The sequence below is a fragment of the Serratia proteamaculans genome (genome assembly GCF_949794035.1).
In the GTDB taxonomy this organism is placed as follows: Bacteria; Pseudomonadota; Gammaproteobacteria; order Enterobacterales; family Enterobacteriaceae; genus Serratia; species Serratia proteamaculans.
In genome coordinates this window covers 3,535,569-3,555,161 of the sequence record NZ_OX461105.1, presented here as the reverse complement: position 1 = coordinate 3,555,161, position 19,593 = coordinate 3,535,569, and the positions used below count along the sequence as shown (strand labels likewise).

The following is a 19,593-nucleotide window of genomic DNA, read 5'->3' as shown; positions in this document are numbered from 1 at the left end:
TCCTATGGCTAGCGTCCTTCCTGAACTGGCCGCCAACCGCGCAGTCAGCCTGCCGGAATTGCTCACCAGCCGCGAATGTCGTCAGGCCCGCCAGCAGGCGTGGCTGGCACAGCATCAGTCTACCTTGCTGGTGCTGACGCTGGTGGTGCCCGGTGGGGTAAAAGACAGCGCGCTGACGCGCAATATCTTCAACCTGGGTTGGCAGGCGCTGCAACAGCTGTGGGGCGAGCAGGGCTGGCACTGCCTGCAGGCCGAAACGCTGGCGCTGTCCACCGGCTGCGAAGGTTTTGTGGCGCTACAGGCCGATGCCCAGCGGGTGAAAGATTGCGCCATGCAGTTGGAAGTGCAGCAGCCGATTGGCCGACTGTGGGATATCGACGTGCTGGACTCACAGGGGCGCATTTTGTCGCGCCGCGATCTGGGGCTGGCGGAACGTCGCTGTCTGCTGTGCAGCCAACCGGCCAAACTCTGCGCCCGCCAACGGCAGCACAGCAGTGAACAGCTGCTGCAGGAAATGGAAAGGATGCTCAATGATGCACTCGCTACCCGTTGATCCCGTCCGTTATGCCCGCCAAACGCAAGTCGGGGACTTCGCCCATGCCGCCTACCGGGCGCTGCTGGTGGAAGTGAATCTGACCCCCAAACCGGGCCTGGTGGATCGTCATAACAACGGCGCACACCGGGATATGAACCTCGGTCATTTTTACCGCAGCGCCCGTGCTATTGGCATCTGGCTGCCGCGCTTTATCCGCCAGGGCCGCGACGATGCTTTCCGCCCGGCAGCCGAGCAGTTATTGCGGCTGCGCCCGTTGGGGCTGGCCTGCGAAAACCACATGTTCCAGGCCACGGGCGGCGTCAACACCCACAAAGGCAGCGTGTTTTCACTCGGTCTGCTGTGTGCCGCCTACGGCCGTTGTGATCAGCAGCAACGCCATATCGACGCCAAAACCTTGTGCGCCGAAGTGGCGACGATGTGTGACGGGCTGGTGGCGCGTGAACTGCAACAGCACAACGCGCTACAGACTGCCGGTCAGCGGCTGTTTGCTGAGCATGGCCTGAGTGGCGCGCGCGGCGAGGCCGAATCCGGCTTCGAACGGGTGATTAACGGCGCTTTACCGCTGTACCGACAACGGCTGAACGCCGGCTGTGATGAACAGACCGCGCTGATGGACAGCCTGCTGTGGCTGATGGCCCACAACGATGACACCAACGTCGCTTCGCGCGGCGGCATCGAAGGCTTGCACTGGCTTCAGCAGCGTGCCGCCGGGCTGTTGGCTCAAGGTGGCGCGCAGGGCGAGCGGGGCATACAGCGCCTGCGGCAGTTTGACGCCGACTGCATCATGCGCAACCTCAGCCCCGGCGGCAGCGCCGACCTGTTAATCGTTACCTGGCTACTGGCGCAGTTACCGAACTAAAAACAATATCCCGTCTCTGGAGAAACTTATGTCCGAAACCAAGGAAAAAATCTGGAAAGCGCTGACGCCGTTGCTGGTGCTGGCTATCCTGTTATGGATACCCACGCCGGACGGCATGCCGCCGCAGGCCTGGCGTTACTTTGCCATTTTTGTGGCGATGATTGTCGGCATGATCCTGGAGCCGATCCCGGCGACGGCGATCAGCTTTATCGCCGTGACCCTCAGCGTGCTGAGTGCCAACTGGGTGCTGTTTGGTGCGCAGGAGCTGGCAGAACCGGGCTTTAAGGCCGGTAAAGAAGCGTTGAAATGGGGGCTGGCGGGGTTCTCCAGCACCACCGTCTGGCTGGTGTTCGGGGCATTCATCTTCGCGCTCGGCTACGAAGCGACCGGGCTGGGGCGACGTATTGCGTTGTTCCTGGTGAAGTTTATGGGTAAGCGTACCCTGACGCTCGGCTATGCGGTGGTGATCATCGACATTCTGCTCGCGCCCTTTACCCCGTCCAATACTGCCCGTACCGGCGGTACCGTGTTCCCGGTGGTGAAAAACCTGCCGCCGCTGTTTGACTCCTTCCCCAATGATCCCTCCTCGCGCCGTATCGGCGGCTACCTGATGTGGATGATGGTGGTGGGGACCAGCATCAGTTCCTCGATGTTCGTCACCGGTGCCGCGCCGAACGTGCTGGGGATTGAGTTCGTCAGCAAGATTGCCGGGGTGCACATCAGTTGGATGCAGTGGTTCCTGGCCTTCCTGCCGGTCGGGCTGCTGCTGTTGATTATCGCGCCGTTGATCTCCTATTACCTGTACAAACCGGGCGTGACCCACAGCAGCGAAGTGGCGACCTGGGCCAATACCGCGCTGGCCGAAATGGGCAAGCTGACACGCAAGGAATACACGCTGATTGGCCTGGTGCTGCTCAGCCTGTGCCTGTGGGTGTTTGGCGGTAAGCTGTTGGATGCCACCACGGTTTGCCTGCTGGCGGTATCCTTGATGTTGGCGCTGCACGTGGTGTCGTGGAAGGAGATCACCAAATATTCCAGCGCCTGGAATACGCTGGTTAACCTGGCGACGCTGGTGGTGATGGCCAACGGCCTGACCCGCTCCGGCTTTATCGACTGGTTCGCCCAGACCATGAGCACCCACCTGGACGGTTTTTCACCGAATATGACGGTGGTGGCGCTGGTGCTGGTGTTCTACTTTGCCCACTACCTGTTCGCCAGCCTGTCGGCACACACGGCCACCATGCTGCCGGTGATCCTGGCGGTGGGTAAAGGGTTGCCGGGGGTGCCGATGGAGCAACTGTCGATGCTGCTGGTGCTGTCGATCGGCATCATGGGCGTGCTGACGCCGTACGCCACTGGCCCTGGGGTGATCATTTACGGCTGCGGCTACGTGAAGTCGAAAGATTACTGGCGCATGGGCGGTATTCTCGGCGTGGTGTATATCGCCGCGCTGCTGTTGATCGGCTGGCCAATCATGCGTTTGTGGCTGTAATTTTTTGAGTTAACGGCGGTCATCTGCGGATGGCCGCTGGGCAGACCTTTCCTTGTGATACTCATCACACACTTTCCCCGTTAACCTCTCCATCATAGCGAAGCAAAAGCTAACACATTAAAAATAATCATTTTCCTGGAGCCTCTGCGTATGAAAAGAAAAGCCTTATTGCTGTGCTTGCCGTTATTAATGACCGGGACTGCCCTGGCGGAAACCAACGACTATCAATTGGATCAGGTGCTGGTGATGAGTCGCCATAACCTGCGTGCGCCACTGGCCAATAACGGCAGCGTACTGGCACAGTCCACGCCTAAAGCCTGGCCGGCCTGGGACACGCCGGGTGGCCTGTTGACTACCAAGGGCGGGGTGCTGGAAGTGTATATGGGCCACTATTTCAATGCGTGGCTGAAACAAACCGGAGTACTGCCGCAGGAAGGCTGCCCAACGGCCGGCAGCGTTTACGTTTATGCCAATAGCCTGCAGCGCACGGTAGCGACCGCGCAGTTCTTTACCAACGGCGCGTTCCCTGGCTGTGACATCAGCGTGCATCATCAGGACAAAATGGGGGAGATGGATCCGACCTTCAACCCGATCATCACCGACAACAGCGACGCTTTCAATCAACAGGCGCTGGGGGCGATGAACAAGGAACTGGCCTCGCTGAAGCTGGATGCGGCCTATAAACAACTCGCGAAAATCATCGATTATAAAGATTCCAGCAGCTGTAAAACCGACAAGCACTGCGATCTGACCAAAGAGGCCAGCAAAATGAGTGCGGTACCGGGCAAAGAGCCGGGTGTCGCCGGCCCGCTGCGGGTGGGCAACTCGCTGGTGGATGCCTTCATGCTGCAATATTACGAAGGCTTCCCGATGAAGGACGTGGCCTGGGGCAAAATCACCACGCCGCAGCAGTGGAAACAGTTGGCGCAGTTGAAAGACGGCTATCAGGATTCGTTGTTCACCTCGCCGGTGGTAGCGCAGAACGTGGCCAAGCCGCTGCTGACCTACATCAACGGCGCACTGATTGGTGAACGCAAACCGGACTCACCGAAAGTGACGGTGCTGGTGGGCCACGATTCCAACATCGCTTCTCTGCTGTCGGCGATGGAGTTCCAACCGTACCAACTGCCGCATCAATATGAGAAAACGCCGATTGGCGGCAAGCTGGTGTTCCAGCGCTGGCACGACAAGAAAAACGATCGCGACCTGCTGAAGATTGAGTATGTGTATCAATCCACCGACCAGTTGCGTAATGCCAGCCCGCTGACGCTGAAAACCCCGCCACAGCGCGTAACGTTGGCGCTGAAAGGTTGCCCGATAGATAAACAGGGTTACTGCGCCTGGAGCGACTTCGAAAAAACCATGAAAGGCATTCTGTAATCTTGCCGTTCCTCTCCCTCAATGGCGGGGGAGAGGAATAATCATTGTTGCCCATGGATTCGGCGTCTAAAATTAGCGCCTACACACCCAACATGGACGACAAGTGTTCTCTTCCTTTATCCCCAGTATGGAATGGCTGAACCTGGATGATTACCCGGGGCAGGTCGCGCGTTGCCACTTTTCTTTGGCCCATTATCAGGACAGCTGTTTTGACGAAATCGGCATGACACTGCCCGATCATCTGGCGCGGGCGGTGCCGAAGCGGCGGGCGGAGTATCTGGCCGGGCGTTACCTGGCACGAGAGTTACTGACGTCGCTGGGGTTTGCCAACTTCACCTTATTGCGTGGCGAGGACCGTGCGCCACAGTGGCCGCCGGGCATTGCCGGTGCGCTCAGTCATAATGTGAATACTGCGCTTTGCGCCGTACATCGGGAAACGGGGTTGGGTGGCGTGGGGCTGGACGTTGAAACGCTAATCCCTGCCGCACGGGCGGAGGAGTTGTGGCGCGCTATCGTCAGCGAGGCGGAGTGTGAGCTGCTGCGCGCACAGCCACAGGCATTTAACCCACTGTTGACGCTGGTGTTCTCCGCCAAAGAAAGCTTGTTCAAGGCCTTGTACCCACAGGTGCGCAGCTATTTTGATTTTCTCGATGCGCACCTGGTGACACTCAATCCACAACAGCAGACTTTTGAATTGGAACTGCTCAAACAGCTCACGCCGCATTGCCATGTCGGCCGACGTTTTAGCGGGCGCTACTGGCATGAAAGTGACGACGTCACTACATTTATTTGTTTGTAATCAATGTAATAAATGCGTTGCACTGTCACGTAGTTGATTTTATCCGCTGACGACGCAATAGGTGGCGAGCACCTTCCGACACCAGTAACAGCACGGCCAGCCAGATCGGAATATAGGTCAGCCATTCATCCCGGCCGATGCTCTCGCCGAGCAACAGCGCCACGATCACCAGCAGCACCGGCTCCACGTAGCTCAGTAACCCGAACAGGCTGAACGGCAACAGGCGACTGGCCAGGATATAACACACCAGTGCAGCGGCGCTGATCACCCCCAACAGCGGGATTTGCCAATACAGCGTCGGGCTGACGCTCAGCGCGGCCAGCGGCCCGTTCCCCCCGAAGGCAAACCAGGCGGCGACCGGCAGCATCAGCGTCAGTTCACACCACAATCCGCCGAGATTATCTGTGCCGAAACGTCGGCGCAGAATAAAGTAAACCGGATAGCCCAGCGCCACCACCAGGGTGGTCCAGGAGACGCCGCCCACCTGATACAGTTCATTACCAACGCCGACGATCGCGCAGGCAACCGCCAATTTTTGCAGCAAAGAAAGCCTGTCGCGGAAGATCAAACGACCCGCCAGCACCATGGTCAGTGGCAACAGGAAATAGCCGAGTGAGACTTCCAGCGCTTTACCGTGCAAGGGTGCCCACAGGAACAACCAGAGTTGAACCCCCAGCAGCGCCGAACTCAGCGGCAGAAACAGCAGGCGGCGCGGCCGTTGTTTTATCCAGCACAGGGTCTCGCTGACTTTGCGCCAGTCGGCGGAAATCACCATAAACAGGGTCAAAAATGGCACGGTCAGTAGCGTGCGCCAGCCAAACACTTGCTCGCCGTCGAGCGGGGTCAGGGTGGAGGTGTAGTAATACATCACGCCGAACAATATCGAGGCGAAGACGGAAAGGGCTATTCCTTTAATCACGGACTGTCCTGAAAAGTGATTGATTTTATTGCCGTCTACTCTAGTGAAGTTTGGTGCCGACAACAATGCCGCGCATCACACTGGACAATCGGCGTCGGCAGGTTAAAATAAATACTGTGTATTAATACAGGTGTTTTGTGATGACCCTCGATCTTTTTGAAGACGCCGTACCGCCGCCGTGGCGGGAGCAGATTGCCCCAGGGGCGGTGGTGATGCACGGTTTTGTGCGCGATCACGGCCCGGAGTTGCTGGCCGCGGTGAATGGGGTGATCGCCCAGGTGCCCTGGCGGCACATGACCACGCCGGGTGGCCACGTGATGTCGGTGGCGATGAGTTGGTGTGGCAATGGCTGGAGCAGTGACAGCCGGGGCTACCGTTACTCTGAACGCGACTCGCGCAGCGGCAAACGCTGGCCACCGATCCCGGCGATTCTGATGGCGCTGGCGGATGAAGCGGCGCAGCAAGCGGGCTTTGCCCCTTTCGTGCCGGACTCCTGCCTGATGAACCGTTACGATCCGGGCAGCAAGCTGTCGTTGCATCAGGATAAAGACGAGCATGATTTCGGCTCACCGATCGTTTCGGTCTCACTGGGGCTACCGGCGGTGTTTCAGTTTGGTGGCATGCAGCGCAGTGACCGCGCCCAACGCATTCCGTTGGCACACGGTGACGTGGTGGTGTGGGGGGGCCCGTCGCGGCTGTGCTTCCACGGTATTATGCCGATCAAAGAGGGCTACCATTCGCTGGTGGGCCCACATCGGATCAATATCACCCTACGCAAGGCGCTTTAGCTGTGGCTCTTTCGCCAGACAGGCGACCAGATAGTCGATAAACACCCGCAGTTTGGGCGGCAGATGCTGGTTTGGGCCATACAGCAGCCACAGGCCGCCGTGATAACTGCTGAGAAAGTCCCATTCAGGCAGCACCTGCACCACTTCATCGCTGTCCAGCGCCTGCCGGGCCGTAAAATACGGCAGGCTGCCAATGCCAATGTGCTGTTTCACCGCGTCTAGCCGCACGCCGGTGTGGTTGGCGGCATAGCGCCCGTGCACATGCACCGTGACCGTTTTACCGGCGCGACGGAATTTCCAGCGGGCGTCGTTGGGCGTTTCCCCCAGATAAATACAGCTGTGCTGCGCCAAATCCTGCGGATGTTGCGGCGTACCGTGCTGCGCCAGATAACCGGGGGTGGCGCACAGCAGGTGTTCGATGGTCATCAACTGGCGGCCGATCAAGCCGGGAGAAGGGCGTTCGGTAATACGCAGCGCCAGATCGACCCGATCGTCAATCAGATCCATATAGCGGTCTTCCAACCGCAGACGAACATCCACCTTGGGGTAACGGCGTAGAAACTCCGGCATATGCGGGTGCAACACAAAGCGGCCCACGGCTTTGGGCACGCTGACGCTGACCAGCCCCTCCGGTTCTACCGCTCCCCGACCGCTGAAGGCCATCACCGAGTTCGCGGCGTCCAGCATGCTGCGACAGCGCAGAAACACTTCTTCACCTTGTTCACTCATGCGCAGCTTACGGGTGGTACGGTGCAGCAGTTGCAACGCCAACGCCTGTTCGAGTTTGGCCACGCTACGGCTGGCGGCAGAGGGAGAGGTGCCCAGTTGACGAGCGGCGGCGGAAAAACTGCCGCTTTCCACCACCTGAACAAACACGGCCATTTCGGCCAGCAGTGAATGAGAGAGATTTGTGCTCACAGCGCAAAGGTCCATTGTATCTTGGATGGATTATGCTTTGATTATGGCATGAATATAATGGAGCCACTAACCAGGAGAAAAACCATGACCGAACGACTCTATTTTTACAGCGACGATTTACAGGCTGAAGCGCAGGTGCTGGCCTGTACTCCGGTTGAAGACGGCGGATACGCGATAACACTGAACGCCACGCTGTTTCATCCTCAGGGCGGCGGACAACCGGCAGACGGTGGCAGGCTGGGTGCTATTGCGGTGCTGCGTGTGGCACAACAGGGGGATCAGGTGCTGCATTTTACCGCCGACCCCGTGCCTCTTGGCCCGGTCAGCGTGCAGGTTGAGGGCGAGCAGCGTCGGTTACATACCCGCTGGCACTCCGCCGGGCACCTGATTGGCTGGTTGGGCGAAACGCGCGGCTGGCAACCGGTCAAGGCGCACCACTGGCCGGGTGAAGGGCGCATTACTTTTGCACCGGGCGCTGAGCCCCAAACTCTGGATCAGGATTTTCTGGACGCGGAGCTGGAGCGGCTGATCGCGGCGGATTTACCTCGCAAGCTAGTAGAAGTCGACGGCATGCGTCAGGTGGGGTTCGGCGAGCTGCCTGCCTATGGCTGCGGCGGCACCCATGTATCTTCACTGGGTGAGTTGGGGGCGGTAAACATCACCGCGCTCAAGATGAAAAAGGGGCAGTTGATCGTGCAGTACCAACTGGGCTGAGTTTTAGTTCGCCCAGGTTATTTTGCCGGTCCGGCCTGCCGCAGCATGGTGCAGAAAGCACACTGGCATCCGGCCTGCGGCAAGGCGGCGCAGGTGCCGACATTGACCGTTTGCGCATCCAGCGCATGAAAGCCGTAGAACCTATGCTCGATATTATTTTCTGCTGCGCGCGTCTGTTCAGGCTGGGGTTCTGGCACCCTGGACTGAAACGCGGCGGCGCGTCCGGCTAACAAGCCAAGGAACAACAGCGAGAGCTGAATTTTCATTTTGGTCTTCCCGGTTTGATTTCTGATACGTTATAACAAAACATCCTTTCTGCCAACCACCGATGCCTTGTGCATTTTCCGCCATTGGTTAGCGAAATTAGTTCGTTCAACTCCCCGCCGATTTGGTTTGTTATCTAACCCATAACATTCCGAAATAAAGAAGGCGTGGCATACGATGTTTAATTTCTCTTTCAATAGATTAACCCGCGGGATAACAGTGGCATTGGGCCTGGCGGCGGTGATGAACCCGGCGCTGGCCTCGGTGCAGGGCGGCACGCTGGTCTACCTGGAACAGCAGGCGCACACCAACCTTTATCCGCCTTCTGGCGGTTTCTACCCCAATGGCGGCATCCTCAATCAAATCACTGACAAACTGACCTACCAGAACCCGCAAACGCTGGAGATTGAGCCGTGGATCGCCGAATCCTGGAGCAGCAACGCCGACAAAACCGAATACACCTTCAAGCTGCGGCCGGGTGTGACCTTCTCCGACGGCACTCCGCTGGATGCTAACGCGGTGGCAAAAAACTTCGATACCTATGGCCTGGGCAATAAAGAGAAACGCCTGCCGGTGTCTGAAGTCATCAATAACTACGACCACAGCGAAGTGATCGACCCGTTAACCGTCAAATTTTACTTCAAGCACTCGTCGCCAGGTTTCCTGCAGGGTACCGCCACTATTGGCTCGGGATTGGTTTCGCTCAGCACCCTGAACCGCAACTATGACCAACTCGGCGATGCGCGCCATATCATCGGATCCGGCCCGTTTGTGGTCAGCGCCGAGACGCTGGGGCGTGAGGTCAGCCTTAGCGTTCGCAAAGATTATCACTGGGGGCCGGCCAGGCTGGCTCAACAAGGGCGCGCCAATCTGGACGCGATCAAGGTAATTGTTACCGGTGAGGACAGTGTGCGCATTGGTGCGTTGCAAGCCGGGCAGGCGGATTTTATTCGCCAGATCCAGGCCTACGACGAGAAGCAGACTCAGGATCAGGGGTTCACAATCTACGCGGCCCCAACGCGTGGCGTTAATGACAGCATCGCCTTCCGACCGGATAACCCGCTGGTAAGCGACCTGCGCGTGCGTCAGGCGCTACTGCATGCCACCGACAGCAAGCAGATCGTCGATACGCTGTTCTCGGTTAACTACCCACAGGCCAAATCGGTGATTGCCTCTTCCGCCGCTGGTTTTGTCGACTTGTCCGCCAAGCTGAAATTCGATCCGCAACTGGCCAACCGCCTGCTGGATGAGGCGGGCTGGAAAAAGGGCAGCGACGGCCTGCGTGAGAAAGACGGTAAAAAACTGCTGTTGAATGTTTACGAATCGCTGCCGCAACCGCAGAACAAGGCGGTGCTGCAACTGGTTTCGCAGCAGTGGGGCAAGGTCGGCGCGCGTTTGAACATTCTGGCCGGTGACGCCGGCAGCCGGGTGGCCGATAACCTCGACCCGCAGAAAACCCCGGCGGCGGTGGTGGAAGTGGGGCGGGCCGATCCGGACGTGATTAAAAGCCAGTTCTACCCGACCAACCGCGATGCGCTGTTGCAGCAAGGCGGCTCCGGTAAAAACAGCCAGTTCAGCGACGACAAGCTGAACACGCTACTGCTGGGCATTGCCTCTGAGGTGGATGCGCAAAAACGCCTGCAGATTGCCGGCGAGGCACAAAATTACCTGCTCGATCAGGCCTATGTGATCCCATTCTTTGAGGAGCCGCAGGTATTTGCCGGTGCGCCTTATCTGAAAGGGGTGAGTTTCGAAGCCGTGGGTCGCCCGAGTTTCTACGGCGCCTGGTTAGAGAACCATTAAGGAGACCATGATGAGCCGATATCTGGCGCGGCGTATCGCACAGGCGCTACTGGTGCTGTGGGCGACCTTTAGCCTGTCGTTTCTCCTGCTGCAGGTGCTGCCGGGCGATGCGATCCTGATTAAGTTCCAGAATCCGGACATGGGACTCAGTCCGGCGCAGATCGCCGATATGCGTGCCGCCTATGGTGCCGATGTGTCGCTGTGGCAGCAGTATCTGCATGCGCTGGGTAACGTGCTGCGGGGGGATTTGGGCTACTCCATTCAGGCCGGGGTACCGGTCACCGAACTGTTGGCCACCAACCTGCCCGCCACGCTGCAACTGGCGGTGCTGGGCTTTACGCTGGCGCTGCTGTTGGCGCTGGCGATTGCCTTTATCTCCAATCTGACCGGTTTTGGCTGGCTGAGATCGGCGCTGCAATCGCTGCCGTCACTGTTCGTTTCGGTGCCGACCTTCTGGCTGGGTATTGTGTTGATCCAGGTGTTTTCGTTCCAACTCAAGCTGATCCCGGTGATCAATCCGGGTGAGTGGCAAGGGCTTATCCTGCCGATTGTGACCCTGGCGGTGCCGATCTCCGCCCCGCTGGCGCAGATCCTGATCCGCAGCATTGACCAGGTGCAGACCCAGCCGTTTGTCGCCGTGGCACGCGCCAAAGGTGCCAGCCGTAGCGGGGTGCTGTGGCGGCATGTGGCGCGCAACGCCATGCTGCCGGCGCTGACCATCGCCGGCATTCTGCTTGGCGAACTGATTGCCGGTGCGCTGATCACCGAAACCGTGTTTGGCCGCAGCGGGCTGGGACAACTGACCCTGCAGGCGGTGCTGAATCAGGACGTGGCGGTACTGCAGGCGATCGTGGTGATCTCCGCCGCCGCTTTCGTCACCCTCAATCTGCTGGTGGATCTGCTGTTCCCGCTGTTGGATCCACGATTGAAAACCCACACAGGAGTCGCCGTATGAGCAGTATCTCCTATGAAAAAGCGGTCGTCCCGGAACGCGATCTGGGCGGCCTGGAAAGTGAAGGAACCTTACCGACCAGCCGTCCACGCCGTCGTCGCGTGCCGTTGACCTTGCTGCTGGCCTGGGCGGTGATCGCCATTGCGGTGCTGTGGGCGCTGGCGCCCCAGTTATTCACTGCCTACAGCGGCACCGAAGGTATCGCCGGTGCGCAGCGGCTGGCGCCGGGCGGCGAACACTGGCTGGGGACCGATCAACTGGGGCGTGACCTGTATGCGCGCATTGTCTATGGTGCCTCACAGACGCTGTCCGCAGCGCTGGTGGCAGTCGCGTTGGGTTTATTGTTGGGCACCGCGTTGGGGATGATTGCCGGTGCGGTCGGGGGCATCGCGGACGAAGCGGTGATGCGCTTTGTCGACGTCTTGCTGTCTATTCCCGGCCTGCTGCTGTCGCTGAGCATTATTATTTTACTGGGGTTTGGTACGGTTAACGCCGCCATCGCCGTCGGGATTACTTCGGTCGCCAACTTTGCCCGCCTGGCGCGCGCAGAAGTAGTGCGGGTGCGGCACAGTGATTACGTTGAAGCGGCCTATGGCAGCGGCGGTACCTTCTGGGCGGTGCTGTGGCGGCACATCCTGCCGAACTCGCTGACTTCGGTGGTCGCCTTCTCGGCATTGCAGTTTGGCAGCGCTATTTTGGCGATCGCCACCCTGAGCTTCCTGGGTTATGGCACCCCGCCACCGACGCCGGAGTGGGGGCTGCTGATCGCCGAAGGGCGCAACTACATTTCCACCGCCTGGTGGCTGACGACCTTCCCAGGGCTGGCGGTGGTGGCGGTGGTGCTGGCGGCCAATCGCATCAGCCGTGCATTGGGGAGAACGCAGCCATGAGTATTCAGACGGCATTACAACGGGCGGCGGCCACGCCGGTGCTGGAGCTGGAGCAGGTGTCGATTGCCTATCAGGGCGCGACAGGCAGCCAGCGAGTGGTGCATCAGGTGTCGTTCGCCATTCAGCCGGGGGAAGTGGTGGCGTTGGTCGGCGAGTCCGGTTCGGGCAAAACCACCACCGCGCAGGCGATCATTGGCCTGCTGACGGAAAATGGCCGGCTGGAGCAGGGTGCTATCCGTCTCAACGGCACCGATATCAGCCATTGGTCGTCACGACGTCTGGATGCGGTGCGGGGCGCACAAATCAGTCTGATCCCACAGGATCCGTCCAGCTCGCTCAACCCGGTGAAAACGATCGGCGAACAGGTGGCGGAAATCCTCAATATCCACCGTCGCTTATCGCGCAAACAGGTGCAGCAGCGGGTGGTGGCATTACTGACCCGGGTTGGCCTGACCCACCCGGAGCTGCGGGCGCGTCAGTATCCGCACGAACTTTCTGGCGGCATGAAACAACGGGTGTTGATCGCCATCGCTATCGCGCTGCAACCGGCGCTGATTATTGCCGATGAGCCAACCAGCGCGCTGGATGTCACGGTGCAAAAGCGCATTCTCGATCTGATCGACGAACTGCGGCAGGAGTTTGGTACCGCGGTGCTGCTGGTGACTCACGATCTGGCGGTGGCGGCGGAGCGTGCCGACCGGCTGCTGGTGTTTCGCCATGGTCGGGTTCAGGAGCAGGGTGTGACCGCCGAAGTGCTGCGTGCCCCCACCAGCGATTATACCCGCCGACTGTTTGCCGACGTGCCATCGCTGACCCGTGCGGCGCTGCCGCAACCCAGCAACAGTACGCAAGAGCTGGCGATCCAGGTTAATGGGTTGGTGAAAGATTTCCGCCTGGCCGGTGTGGGGGGCAAAACTTACCGTGCGTTGGATCAGGTGTCGTTTAGCGTGCCGCGTGGCACCACCCATGCGCTGGTAGGGGAATCCGGCTCCGGCAAAACCACGCTGGCACGCTGCCTGCTCGGTTTTCAACGGCCGGACGCCGGGCAAATCATTATCGACGGCGTTGACTTCACCCAGTTGAAGGGCGAAGCGCTGCGGCAGTTCCGTCGCCGCATTCAGTTGGTGTACCAGAACCCGTTCGGCTCGCTCGATCCGTCGCAGACGCTGTATCAGGTGGTTGAAGAGCCGTTGCTGAACTTTGAACCGCTGGGCAAAGCCGAGCGTTATCGGCTGGTACGAGAACTGTTTGAACGGGTGGCGCTGCCGAACGAATTGCTGAGCCGCAAGCCGCGCGAGCTGTCCGGCGGCCAACGTCAGCGGGTGGCGATCGCCCGGGCGCTGGTGTTGCAACCACGGGTACTGGTGCTGGACGAAGCGACTTCGGCATTGGATGTCACGGTACAGGCGCAGATCCTGCGGCTGTTGCAGGATTTGCAGCAGGAACTGGGGCTGACCTATTTGTTTATCTCACACGATCTGGCCAGGGTACGGCAGATTTCACACAGCGTTTCGGTGTTGCACCGAGGGGTACAGGTGGACAGCGGCGCGACCGGTGAACTGTTCGCCATGCCGGGCAGTGATTACACCCGCCAGTTGATTGAGGCCATTCCCGGCCGTCAGTTTTATGCCGAACAGCCCAAGATTAAGGATGCGATTAATGAGCAGTAAAAGACTGGGTTTTTTCACCCGCCTGCTGGATCAGGGCAGTGCACAACAGCGTTACCGGCTGGCAACCGAGCAAATCGTGTATGCCGAACGGGTCGGCTTTGATAGCGCCTGGGTGGCGCAGCACCATTTTCATGAGGATGAGGGCGGCTTGCCTTCCCCCCTGGTGTTCCTGGCTCAGGTGGCGGCACGAACTCGCCATATCCGGCTGGGCACCGGGGTGATCACGCTGCCGATGGAGTCAGCCATTCGGGTGGCGGAGGATACTGCGGTGCTGGATCTGCTGTCTGACGGCAGGCTGGAGGTGGGGATTGCCGCCGGTGGCACGCCGTCATCGTTCAGCGCCTTCGGTTTTGATGCTCAGCAGCGCCACGCGGTGTTTGCCGACAACTTCAACACGCTGCTGCGCGCCTGGCGTGGTGAGGCATTGGGCGGTGAGGATAACCGTTTGTACCCGGCCGCGCCGCAGTTGGCGGAGCGGGTTTGGCAGGCGACCTTTTCGGTGGAAGGTGGTGAACGCGCCGGACGTGCCGGTGACGGCTTAATGCTGTCGCGTACCCAACCGCGCCCGGCGGATGCGCCGGATTTGCCGCTGGACGAATTACAGAACCCGATTATCGACGCCTATCTGGCGGCGCTGCCGCCCGGCATCGCACCGCGCATTATGGGGTCGCGCACCGCTCTGGTGACCGATAATAGCCAACAGGCGCGGGACTTTGCCGCGCAAGGGTTGGGCCGTGGGCTTGAACGCCTGCGCGCCAGTGGCCATCGGCCATCCGATGAGTCGCTCGATGGGCTGATCCGGGCCTTTGACGTGCATCTCGGTACCCCGGATCAGGTGATCGCCTCGTTGCAGAAAGACAGCGCGTTGGCGCGGGTCACCGACCTGGCATTCCAGGTGCATTCCATCGATCCACCGCACGCCCACATTCTGCGTTCTATTGAGCTGATCGCCCGCCACGTTGCTCCGGAACTGGGCTGGCAACGTCGCACTCCCGCTTCCATCTCCCACGAACATCACGCTGAGGAAAAGGTATGACTGCAACATTGAATAATGACGACCTGCTGGCCGTGCTGGCAGTGATCGCACCCGGTTCCGCATTGGCACAGGCCAGAGTGACACGGCAGGCGGCGACAGACGCGATTCAGGCCAGCTACCTTGCGCTGTTTGCTCCCGCCGATGCCGGCGATTTTCCTGTAGCGCAGCGGTTGCAAGTCGCCCAGCGCATCAGCGAATGGCATGCGGATAGATCACTGGCGGCCCATTATGCGGCGTTGCTGCAACAACAGGGCGGCGCAGAGGATAGCCCGCGTTTGCAGGCGGCGCTGGATCATGCCGAACGGTTGGCGTTCAAACCCGCCAGCGCCGATGCCCAGCATTTGCAGGCATTGCAGCAGGCCGGTTGGTCACTGGACGCTATCGTCACCCTGTCGCAACTGATCGCGTTTGTCAGTTTCCAAAGCCGTCTGTTAACCGGCTATCGGCTGCTTGGCGGTCAGCCGGTTGAGGGGGGCAGCAGCAGCTCACCGGTCAGAGCCGGCAGTTGGCGCACCGAGTCCGTCACCCTGAGTGGCCGCCATGCGCCGCCGGTGTTTACCCGTCAGGAACTGGGTTGGGAGCCGTGGATCGCCGCCAAGCCGCTGGCGGAGTTTGATGCATCGGGTCAGGCGCTGTTGACGCGCTTCGGGCATAGCGACTCGGATTATTTCCGCCTGCTGGCACGTAACCATCCGGTGCTGGAGCAGCGAACGCTGGCGGATCGGGCCATTTTCTATACGCAAGGCGGGCTGGAACGTAAGGATCGCGAACTGGCGGCCACGGTGGCCAGCAAGGTGAATGGCTGCATCTATTGCGCTTCGGTGCATGCGCGCAAGGCGGCACAGTTGTCCAAACAGACGGATGAGGTGCAGCGTCTGCTGGAGGTGGCTCCAGGGGGCGTGTTGAGTGAGGGGCAAGGGGAGCCGTGGCGGGCACAGATAGATTTTGCTGCGGCGTTGTCCGCCACGCCGCCGCAGGTTAACGCCGAACATCTGGCAGTGCTGCGTGAGCAAGGGCTGGATGAGCTGGCGTTGCTGGATCTGGTGCAGTCGACGGCGTTCTTTGCCTGGGCAAACCGGTTGATGCTGACTTTGGGTGAACCCTTCGACGATTAATAAGTCTTCCGCCAATAACCGCCGTGTAAAACGGGGCGAAAATTTTCGCCCCTATGCAATTCAAGATAATAATTACCTTTTAAGGCAGGTTTTTAACGTTATTAACAAATAGACATATCTCTTGTCGTTAATATAACGAATAACTCAAATTGCATAAATTGCTCGCCGTCATGAATGCTCCGATACTCATCCCATCAATGGATTTAATTTAGATCAGACGAATCTTTGTTGGCGTGGATGCATTTTTGATGGGAAATTGGCTCGATGGGAAGTTTTTTTAAGCAGATATACCGTTATTCACATTCCCGCCCTTATCGGCATAATGAAAACCTCTGGCCTTACGTGAAAATTGAACGTGCGGAGAGTGGCGAGATTGTCGAGTTTCATTATAAAAGCCAGATGATTCCTATAGTGAAGCTCTCAGCGTTAAAAGACCGCTTTCAGGGACCGATATTGCTGACGGCCACCGGGCCATCGGTGAATTCTGTTTGCTTTAGCGATATTCCTGATATGCCGGCCATCGGGGTCAATGGGGCCTATTTCTTAAGCCAACAGGTGAGCTTTCGTTTTTACGTCATTGTCGATATGGGATTTATTGATCAACGGCCAGATATTATAGAAGACATTGTTCTGGCAGAGGATTTAATCCTGTTTACGACGGTCCACGGCGTGGCGAAAATCATTGACCGTTTCACGCTGGCAGGCGTGAAGTGCCAGTTTGCCGTCATCGAAGATGCGGCTTTCAAAATTTACAGCCCAAAAATAAATCCTCCGGCATTGTGGGAACATTACCGCCATGACAGTAACGTCTATTTCTCTGCTGTCTGTAAATCCATCGCCTTTAGTCATGATATTCGGCATGGAATTTTTGATGCCGGCACGGTGGTTTATTGGGTGTTTCAGATCATCGCCTTCCTGGGGTTTAAACAGCTCTTTATTGTCGGGCTGGATATGAACAATTTCCATTTGCCACGCTTCTATGAAACGCCAGAAAACAAACTGCCGACATTTTTACCCGAAAAGGTCGAGGATATGATCATCCCGGCTTTTAGCCATGCCGCTGAAAGAATGAAAATCAACAATATCGCCGTAAAGAATTTTTCATTGGCGAGCGCCATAGATACCCGTATTTTTGAAAAGGTTGATTGCAGTGATTTTTTCAAAAAAAACTGATGTAACCACAGCGATCGCTGTTTACGTCTTCCTGGCATTCTGCTTCTTTAGCGCCATTTTTTGCGGCCATACCCGGGTGAATAATCTATTCCATATCTCGGCATTTTTTTTCCTGCTGACGCTGCTCACCCGGCCGGAATTTCGTCAGGCCTGGTTTAGCAGACGTGCTGCGGTCACCGGAATAGCCTTGGCGGCGTATTTTCTGGCGTATTACTCCGCCAGTAATTTCTGGGGAGGCACGCCGGGAGATGCGCTGTCTGCCCTGACGCATAGCGTTTATATCCTGCTTTATTTGGGTCTGTTGGTCAGCGTGCTGGATAGCCCCCGGCGCAATCTCTTGCTCTGCTGCGTGATCGCCGGTATCACGTTGCTATGCCTGTATCTGGCATGGAGTGATTACCAAGAAATTTATACCCTCAGAGAAACCTCTGACGCCAATCCCGGCCCGCGTAATGTGATCGATCTTGCCGGTTATGCCGCTTTGGGCATTATTTTAAGCCTGATGGTTTTTCGTGATACCCAACAAAAAAAGGTCCTGCTGACGATCCCACTACTTTTTGCCTTTATGGTACTGACACAAAGCCGTGGGCCTTTGATTGCCTTAATGGCGGAGCTGGTGTTAACCACGCATTACCGGGCGCTGAATAAAAAATTGGCGATGTTGATTATGGCAATGATCATATTTACCGCAGGCATGGTGCTATGGTCGTCTATCGGGGAAATGCTGATTACGCGCTTTGCCGAGTTGTATCAGCAGAGCTTCGTGCGGATGAGCATTTGGCGGCACAGCCTGGCGTTGATAGAACAGGCGCCGTTTTTCGGCTATGGATTTGATAAAGAACTGACTTTTACCAATTATACCGGCGAGTTTATTCATACCACTCACAGCCTGTATCTGGGGGCGTTGCTCAAAGGCGGGTTGGTTGGTTTTTGTTTGTTCGCTGGGTTACTGGCGTTTGGCGCGCAGCTTGCCGCGCGTCACCTCAGGGCCGGGCGGCGGCTGGAGGCGGCTTTATACCTGTTTATGCTGATCTTCTACTTCTCGCAGGGCATGTTTGTCATCGCCAATCCGGCCGAGTTCTGGTACCTGTTCTGGTTCCCATTGGCGATGGTTTTTGCCCAGCCGACCCAAAGGGTTCGTTAGTCAGCCTGCGGGTGCGTGAACTCCAGCGCGCTCGTCACTTTTTCAAATACCTCATTTTCGGTGATGATGCTGAGCGGTTGGCGACGTTGAGCCGTGGTGAGCTTTTGCGCATCCACCGATACGTTCATCACCTGATGCAGTTCGCTATTTTGATAGGGGCCGGTGTGCTGCGGATTGGCCGTGACAAACAGGCTGATGGTCGGTGTTTTCAGGGCAATGGCCAGATGTAATGGGCCGGTATCGCCGGTCACCAGCACCCGCATGTTTGACATCACTGCCAGCAACTGCGGCAGGGTGGTTTTGCCAATATGGCTGACCACGCGTCGCTGTTCGTCCGCCGTTAGCCCCGCCATAAATTCCTTTTCGATAGCCAGTTCTTTCGGGGAGCCGATTAATTCGATTTGGTGGTGTGGCGACTGTGCCAGCAACAGTTTCGCCAGGCGAATAAACTGGCCGACGGGCCAGCAGCGCAGCGTTTCAGACGCGCCCATTTGAAAACCGATTGGGATTTTATCCGCGGTTTTATTAACCGGCGAAAATTCAACGGGAATAAACATCTCGGTGTTGTCGGTTTTACACCCCAGTTGCGCTACCAGATCCAGCTTGCGCTGAATTAAATGCCCGCCGGTACTCTGGCTTACGCCGCTCAGCCAGGTTTCCATGCCGGTGGCTTTATTGCCGTAGACGTCTTTGAAAAGATACTGGCAACCGGCCGTGATGGCGACAATCACATCGTAAGGGGATTTGGAGTGCAGGATGACGGCCAGTTGCGGCTTATGCTTACGCAACTGGCGAATGATACTGAGCATGTCTTTGGCTTTATGATCCCAATAAATAACAGCATTAAAGTAATGGCTGGTCGCGACCAGCTGTTTATTCTTATGGCTGGAAATCAGGGTGATATTCGCCATGGGGTAACGTTCACGCACCGCGCGAATGGCCGGCGTGTTAAACATCAGGTCACCGAGGGCGGTGGTGGAAAAAATAACGATGCGTTCAAAAGTCAGCTCCGGTGTAAAACTGGCCTTTTCTTTGAAGTTGCCGCCCAACCGGGTGTACACCTGCAGACAGGCGTTGGCCGCCGTTATTTTCCACTGTTTTGACATCGTGTTTCGCTTCGA

General features: G+C 58.0%; 19 protein-coding genes. 15 read left to right on the top strand and 4 right to left on the bottom strand.

All coding sequences use genetic code 11. From position 1 onward, the window contains the following. Positions 1-4 precede the first annotated feature (4 nt). The 5 genes from citX (at position 5) to QOT07_RS16625 (ending at position 5,086) form a co-directional block, all read left to right on the top strand. Positions 5-553 (top strand): citrate lyase holo-[acyl-carrier protein] synthase, encoded by a 549-nt coding sequence (citX, locus tag QOT07_RS16645; RefSeq protein ID WP_129936483.1) that lies wholly within the window; start codon positions 5-7, stop codon positions 551-553. After that, the gene (gene citG, locus QOT07_RS16640) at positions 534-1,415 is read left to right on the top strand and encodes a triphosphoribosyl-dephospho-CoA synthase CitG (protein ID WP_283604379.1); all 882 of its coding nucleotides are present in this window, start codon (positions 534-536) and stop codon (positions 1,413-1,415) included. Before citX ends, citG begins: the two co-directional genes overlap by 20 nt. Before the next feature lie 28 nt (positions 1,416-1,443). After that, positions 1,444-2,907, top strand: coding sequence for an anion permease (locus QOT07_RS16635; protein ID WP_099064582.1), 1,464 nt, complete (start codon positions 1,444-1,446; stop codon positions 2,905-2,907). Between the two features lie 150 nt (positions 2,908-3,057). Next, positions 3,058-4,287 (top strand): bifunctional glucose-1-phosphatase/inositol phosphatase, encoded by a 1,230-nt coding sequence (agp, locus tag QOT07_RS16630; protein WP_261255970.1) that lies wholly within the window; start codon positions 3,058-3,060, stop codon positions 4,285-4,287. A 103-nt stretch (positions 4,288-4,390) separates the two neighbouring features. Continuing rightward, positions 4,391-5,086: a 4'-phosphopantetheinyl transferase family protein gene (locus tag QOT07_RS16625; RefSeq protein WP_283603598.1), complete on the top strand. Its 696-nt coding sequence runs from the start codon at positions 4,391-4,393 to the stop codon at positions 5,084-5,086. Between the two features lie 25 nt (positions 5,087-5,111). Here QOT07_RS16625 and rarD read toward each other — a convergent pair whose 3' ends face one another. Further along, a complete protein-coding gene (gene rarD, locus QOT07_RS16620) occupies positions 5,112-6,005 on the bottom strand; it encodes an EamA family transporter RarD (protein ID WP_283603597.1) in 894 nt (297 codons plus the stop codon). Between the two features lie 140 nt (positions 6,006-6,145). Between rarD and alkB the strand changes: the two genes are divergently transcribed. Then, positions 6,146-6,793: a DNA oxidative demethylase AlkB gene (gene alkB / locus QOT07_RS16615; RefSeq protein ID WP_176979563.1), complete on the top strand. Its 648-nt coding sequence runs from the start codon at positions 6,146-6,148 to the stop codon at positions 6,791-6,793. On the opposite strand, the gene QOT07_RS16610 is transcribed toward alkB, so the two are convergent. After that, a complete protein-coding gene (locus tag QOT07_RS16610; protein ID WP_283603596.1) occupies positions 6,776-7,711 on the bottom strand; it encodes a LysR family transcriptional regulator in 936 nt (311 codons plus the stop codon). The two genes, alkB and QOT07_RS16610, sit on opposite strands and share 18 nt — an antisense overlap. Positions 7,712-7,795: 84 nt before the next feature. Between QOT07_RS16610 and QOT07_RS16605 the strand changes: the two genes are divergently transcribed. After that, positions 7,796-8,425 (top strand): alanyl-tRNA editing protein, encoded by a 630-nt coding sequence (locus QOT07_RS16605; protein WP_283603595.1) that lies wholly within the window; start codon positions 7,796-7,798, stop codon positions 8,423-8,425. A 17-nt stretch (positions 8,426-8,442) separates the two neighbouring features. Here the strand turns inward: QOT07_RS16605 and QOT07_RS16600 are convergent, their stop codons facing one another. Beyond that, on the bottom strand, positions 8,443-8,691 hold the full coding sequence (locus tag QOT07_RS16600; RefSeq protein ID WP_219016263.1) for a hypothetical protein: 249 nt from the start codon (positions 8,689-8,691) through the stop codon (positions 8,443-8,445). 241 nt (positions 8,692-8,932) lie between these two features. Here QOT07_RS16600 and QOT07_RS16595 point away from each other — a divergent pair, with 241 nt between their 5' ends. From QOT07_RS16595 to QOT07_RS16560, 8 genes are all read left to right on the top strand, one after another. Further along, the gene (locus QOT07_RS16595) at positions 8,933-10,492 is read left to right on the top strand and encodes a TIGR04028 family ABC transporter substrate-binding protein (RefSeq protein ID WP_283604378.1); all 1,560 of its coding nucleotides are present in this window, start codon (positions 8,933-8,935) and stop codon (positions 10,490-10,492) included. Positions 10,493-10,502: 10 nt separating this feature from the next. Further along, positions 10,503-11,447 (top strand): ABC transporter permease, encoded by a 945-nt coding sequence (locus QOT07_RS16590; protein WP_099064569.1) that lies wholly within the window; start codon positions 10,503-10,505, stop codon positions 11,445-11,447. Continuing rightward, positions 11,444-12,334 carry an ABC transporter permease gene (locus QOT07_RS16585; protein WP_283603594.1) on the top strand — a complete coding sequence of 297 codons (891 nt, stop codon included), beginning with the start codon at positions 11,444-11,446 and terminating at the stop codon, positions 12,332-12,334. The genes QOT07_RS16590 and QOT07_RS16585 overlap by 4 nt, the downstream gene beginning before the upstream one ends. Next, positions 12,331-14,004 (top strand): dipeptide ABC transporter ATP-binding protein, encoded by a 1,674-nt coding sequence (locus QOT07_RS16580; protein WP_283603593.1) that lies wholly within the window; start codon positions 12,331-12,333, stop codon positions 14,002-14,004. The genes QOT07_RS16585 and QOT07_RS16580 overlap by 4 nt, the downstream gene beginning before the upstream one ends. Further along, positions 13,994-15,040, top strand: a complete 1,047-nt coding sequence (locus QOT07_RS16575; RefSeq protein ID WP_283603592.1) for a putative FMN-dependent luciferase-like monooxygenase — start codon at positions 13,994-13,996, stop codon at positions 15,038-15,040. Before QOT07_RS16580 ends, QOT07_RS16575 begins: the two co-directional genes overlap by 11 nt. Beyond that, positions 15,037-16,155: an alkylhydroperoxidase domain protein gene (locus QOT07_RS16570; RefSeq protein WP_283603591.1), complete on the top strand. Its 1,119-nt coding sequence runs from the start codon at positions 15,037-15,039 to the stop codon at positions 16,153-16,155. Before QOT07_RS16575 ends, QOT07_RS16570 begins: the two co-directional genes overlap by 4 nt. Before the next feature lie 264 nt (positions 16,156-16,419). Beyond that, positions 16,420-17,328, top strand: coding sequence for a sugar glycosyltransferase (locus tag QOT07_RS16565; RefSeq protein ID WP_283603590.1), 909 nt, complete (start codon positions 16,420-16,422; stop codon positions 17,326-17,328). Next, a complete protein-coding gene (locus QOT07_RS16560) occupies positions 17,306-18,472 on the top strand; it encodes an O-antigen ligase family protein (protein WP_283603589.1) in 1,167 nt (388 codons plus the stop codon). The genes QOT07_RS16565 and QOT07_RS16560 overlap by 23 nt, the downstream gene beginning before the upstream one ends. Here the strand turns inward: QOT07_RS16560 and QOT07_RS16555 are convergent. Then, a complete protein-coding gene (locus QOT07_RS16555) occupies positions 18,469-19,578 on the bottom strand; it encodes a glycosyltransferase family 9 protein (RefSeq protein ID WP_283603588.1) in 1,110 nt (369 codons plus the stop codon). The two genes, QOT07_RS16560 and QOT07_RS16555, sit on opposite strands and share 4 nt — an antisense overlap. Between the last annotated feature and the right edge of the window lie 15 nt (positions 19,579-19,593).

Coding starts and splice junctions, on each gene's coding strand:
- citX (WP_129936483.1), top strand. CDS start 5: ATGGCTAGCGTCCTTCCTGAACTGGCCGCCAACCGCGCAGTCAGCCTG.
- citG (WP_283604379.1), top strand. CDS start 534: ATGCACTCGCTACCCGTTGATCCCGTCCGTTATGCCCGCCAAACGCAA.
- QOT07_RS16635 (WP_099064582.1), top strand. CDS start 1,444: ATGTCCGAAACCAAGGAAAAAATCTGGAAAGCGCTGACGCCGTTGCTG.
- agp (WP_261255970.1), top strand. CDS start 3,058: ATGAAAAGAAAAGCCTTATTGCTGTGCTTGCCGTTATTAATGACCGGG.
- alkB (WP_176979563.1), top strand. CDS start 6,146: ATGACCCTCGATCTTTTTGAAGACGCCGTACCGCCGCCGTGGCGGGAG.
- QOT07_RS16605 (WP_283603595.1), top strand. CDS start 7,796: ATGACCGAACGACTCTATTTTTACAGCGACGATTTACAGGCTGAAGCG.
- QOT07_RS16600 (WP_219016263.1), bottom strand. CDS start 8,691: ATGAAAATTCAGCTCTCGCTGTTGTTCCTTGGCTTGTTAGCCGGACGC.
- QOT07_RS16595 (WP_283604378.1), top strand. CDS start 8,933: ATGAACCCGGCGCTGGCCTCGGTGCAGGGCGGCACGCTGGTCTACCTG.
- QOT07_RS16590 (WP_099064569.1), top strand. CDS start 10,503: ATGAGCCGATATCTGGCGCGGCGTATCGCACAGGCGCTACTGGTGCTG.
- QOT07_RS16585 (WP_283603594.1), top strand. CDS start 11,444: ATGAGCAGTATCTCCTATGAAAAAGCGGTCGTCCCGGAACGCGATCTG.
- QOT07_RS16580 (WP_283603593.1), top strand. CDS start 12,331: ATGAGTATTCAGACGGCATTACAACGGGCGGCGGCCACGCCGGTGCTG.
- QOT07_RS16575 (WP_283603592.1), top strand. CDS start 13,994: ATGAGCAGTAAAAGACTGGGTTTTTTCACCCGCCTGCTGGATCAGGGC.
- QOT07_RS16570 (WP_283603591.1), top strand. CDS start 15,037: ATGACTGCAACATTGAATAATGACGACCTGCTGGCCGTGCTGGCAGTG.
- QOT07_RS16565 (WP_283603590.1), top strand. CDS start 16,420: ATGGGAAGTTTTTTTAAGCAGATATACCGTTATTCACATTCCCGCCCT.
- QOT07_RS16555 (WP_283603588.1), bottom strand. CDS start 19,578: ATGTCAAAACAGTGGAAAATAACGGCGGCCAACGCCTGTCTGCAGGTG.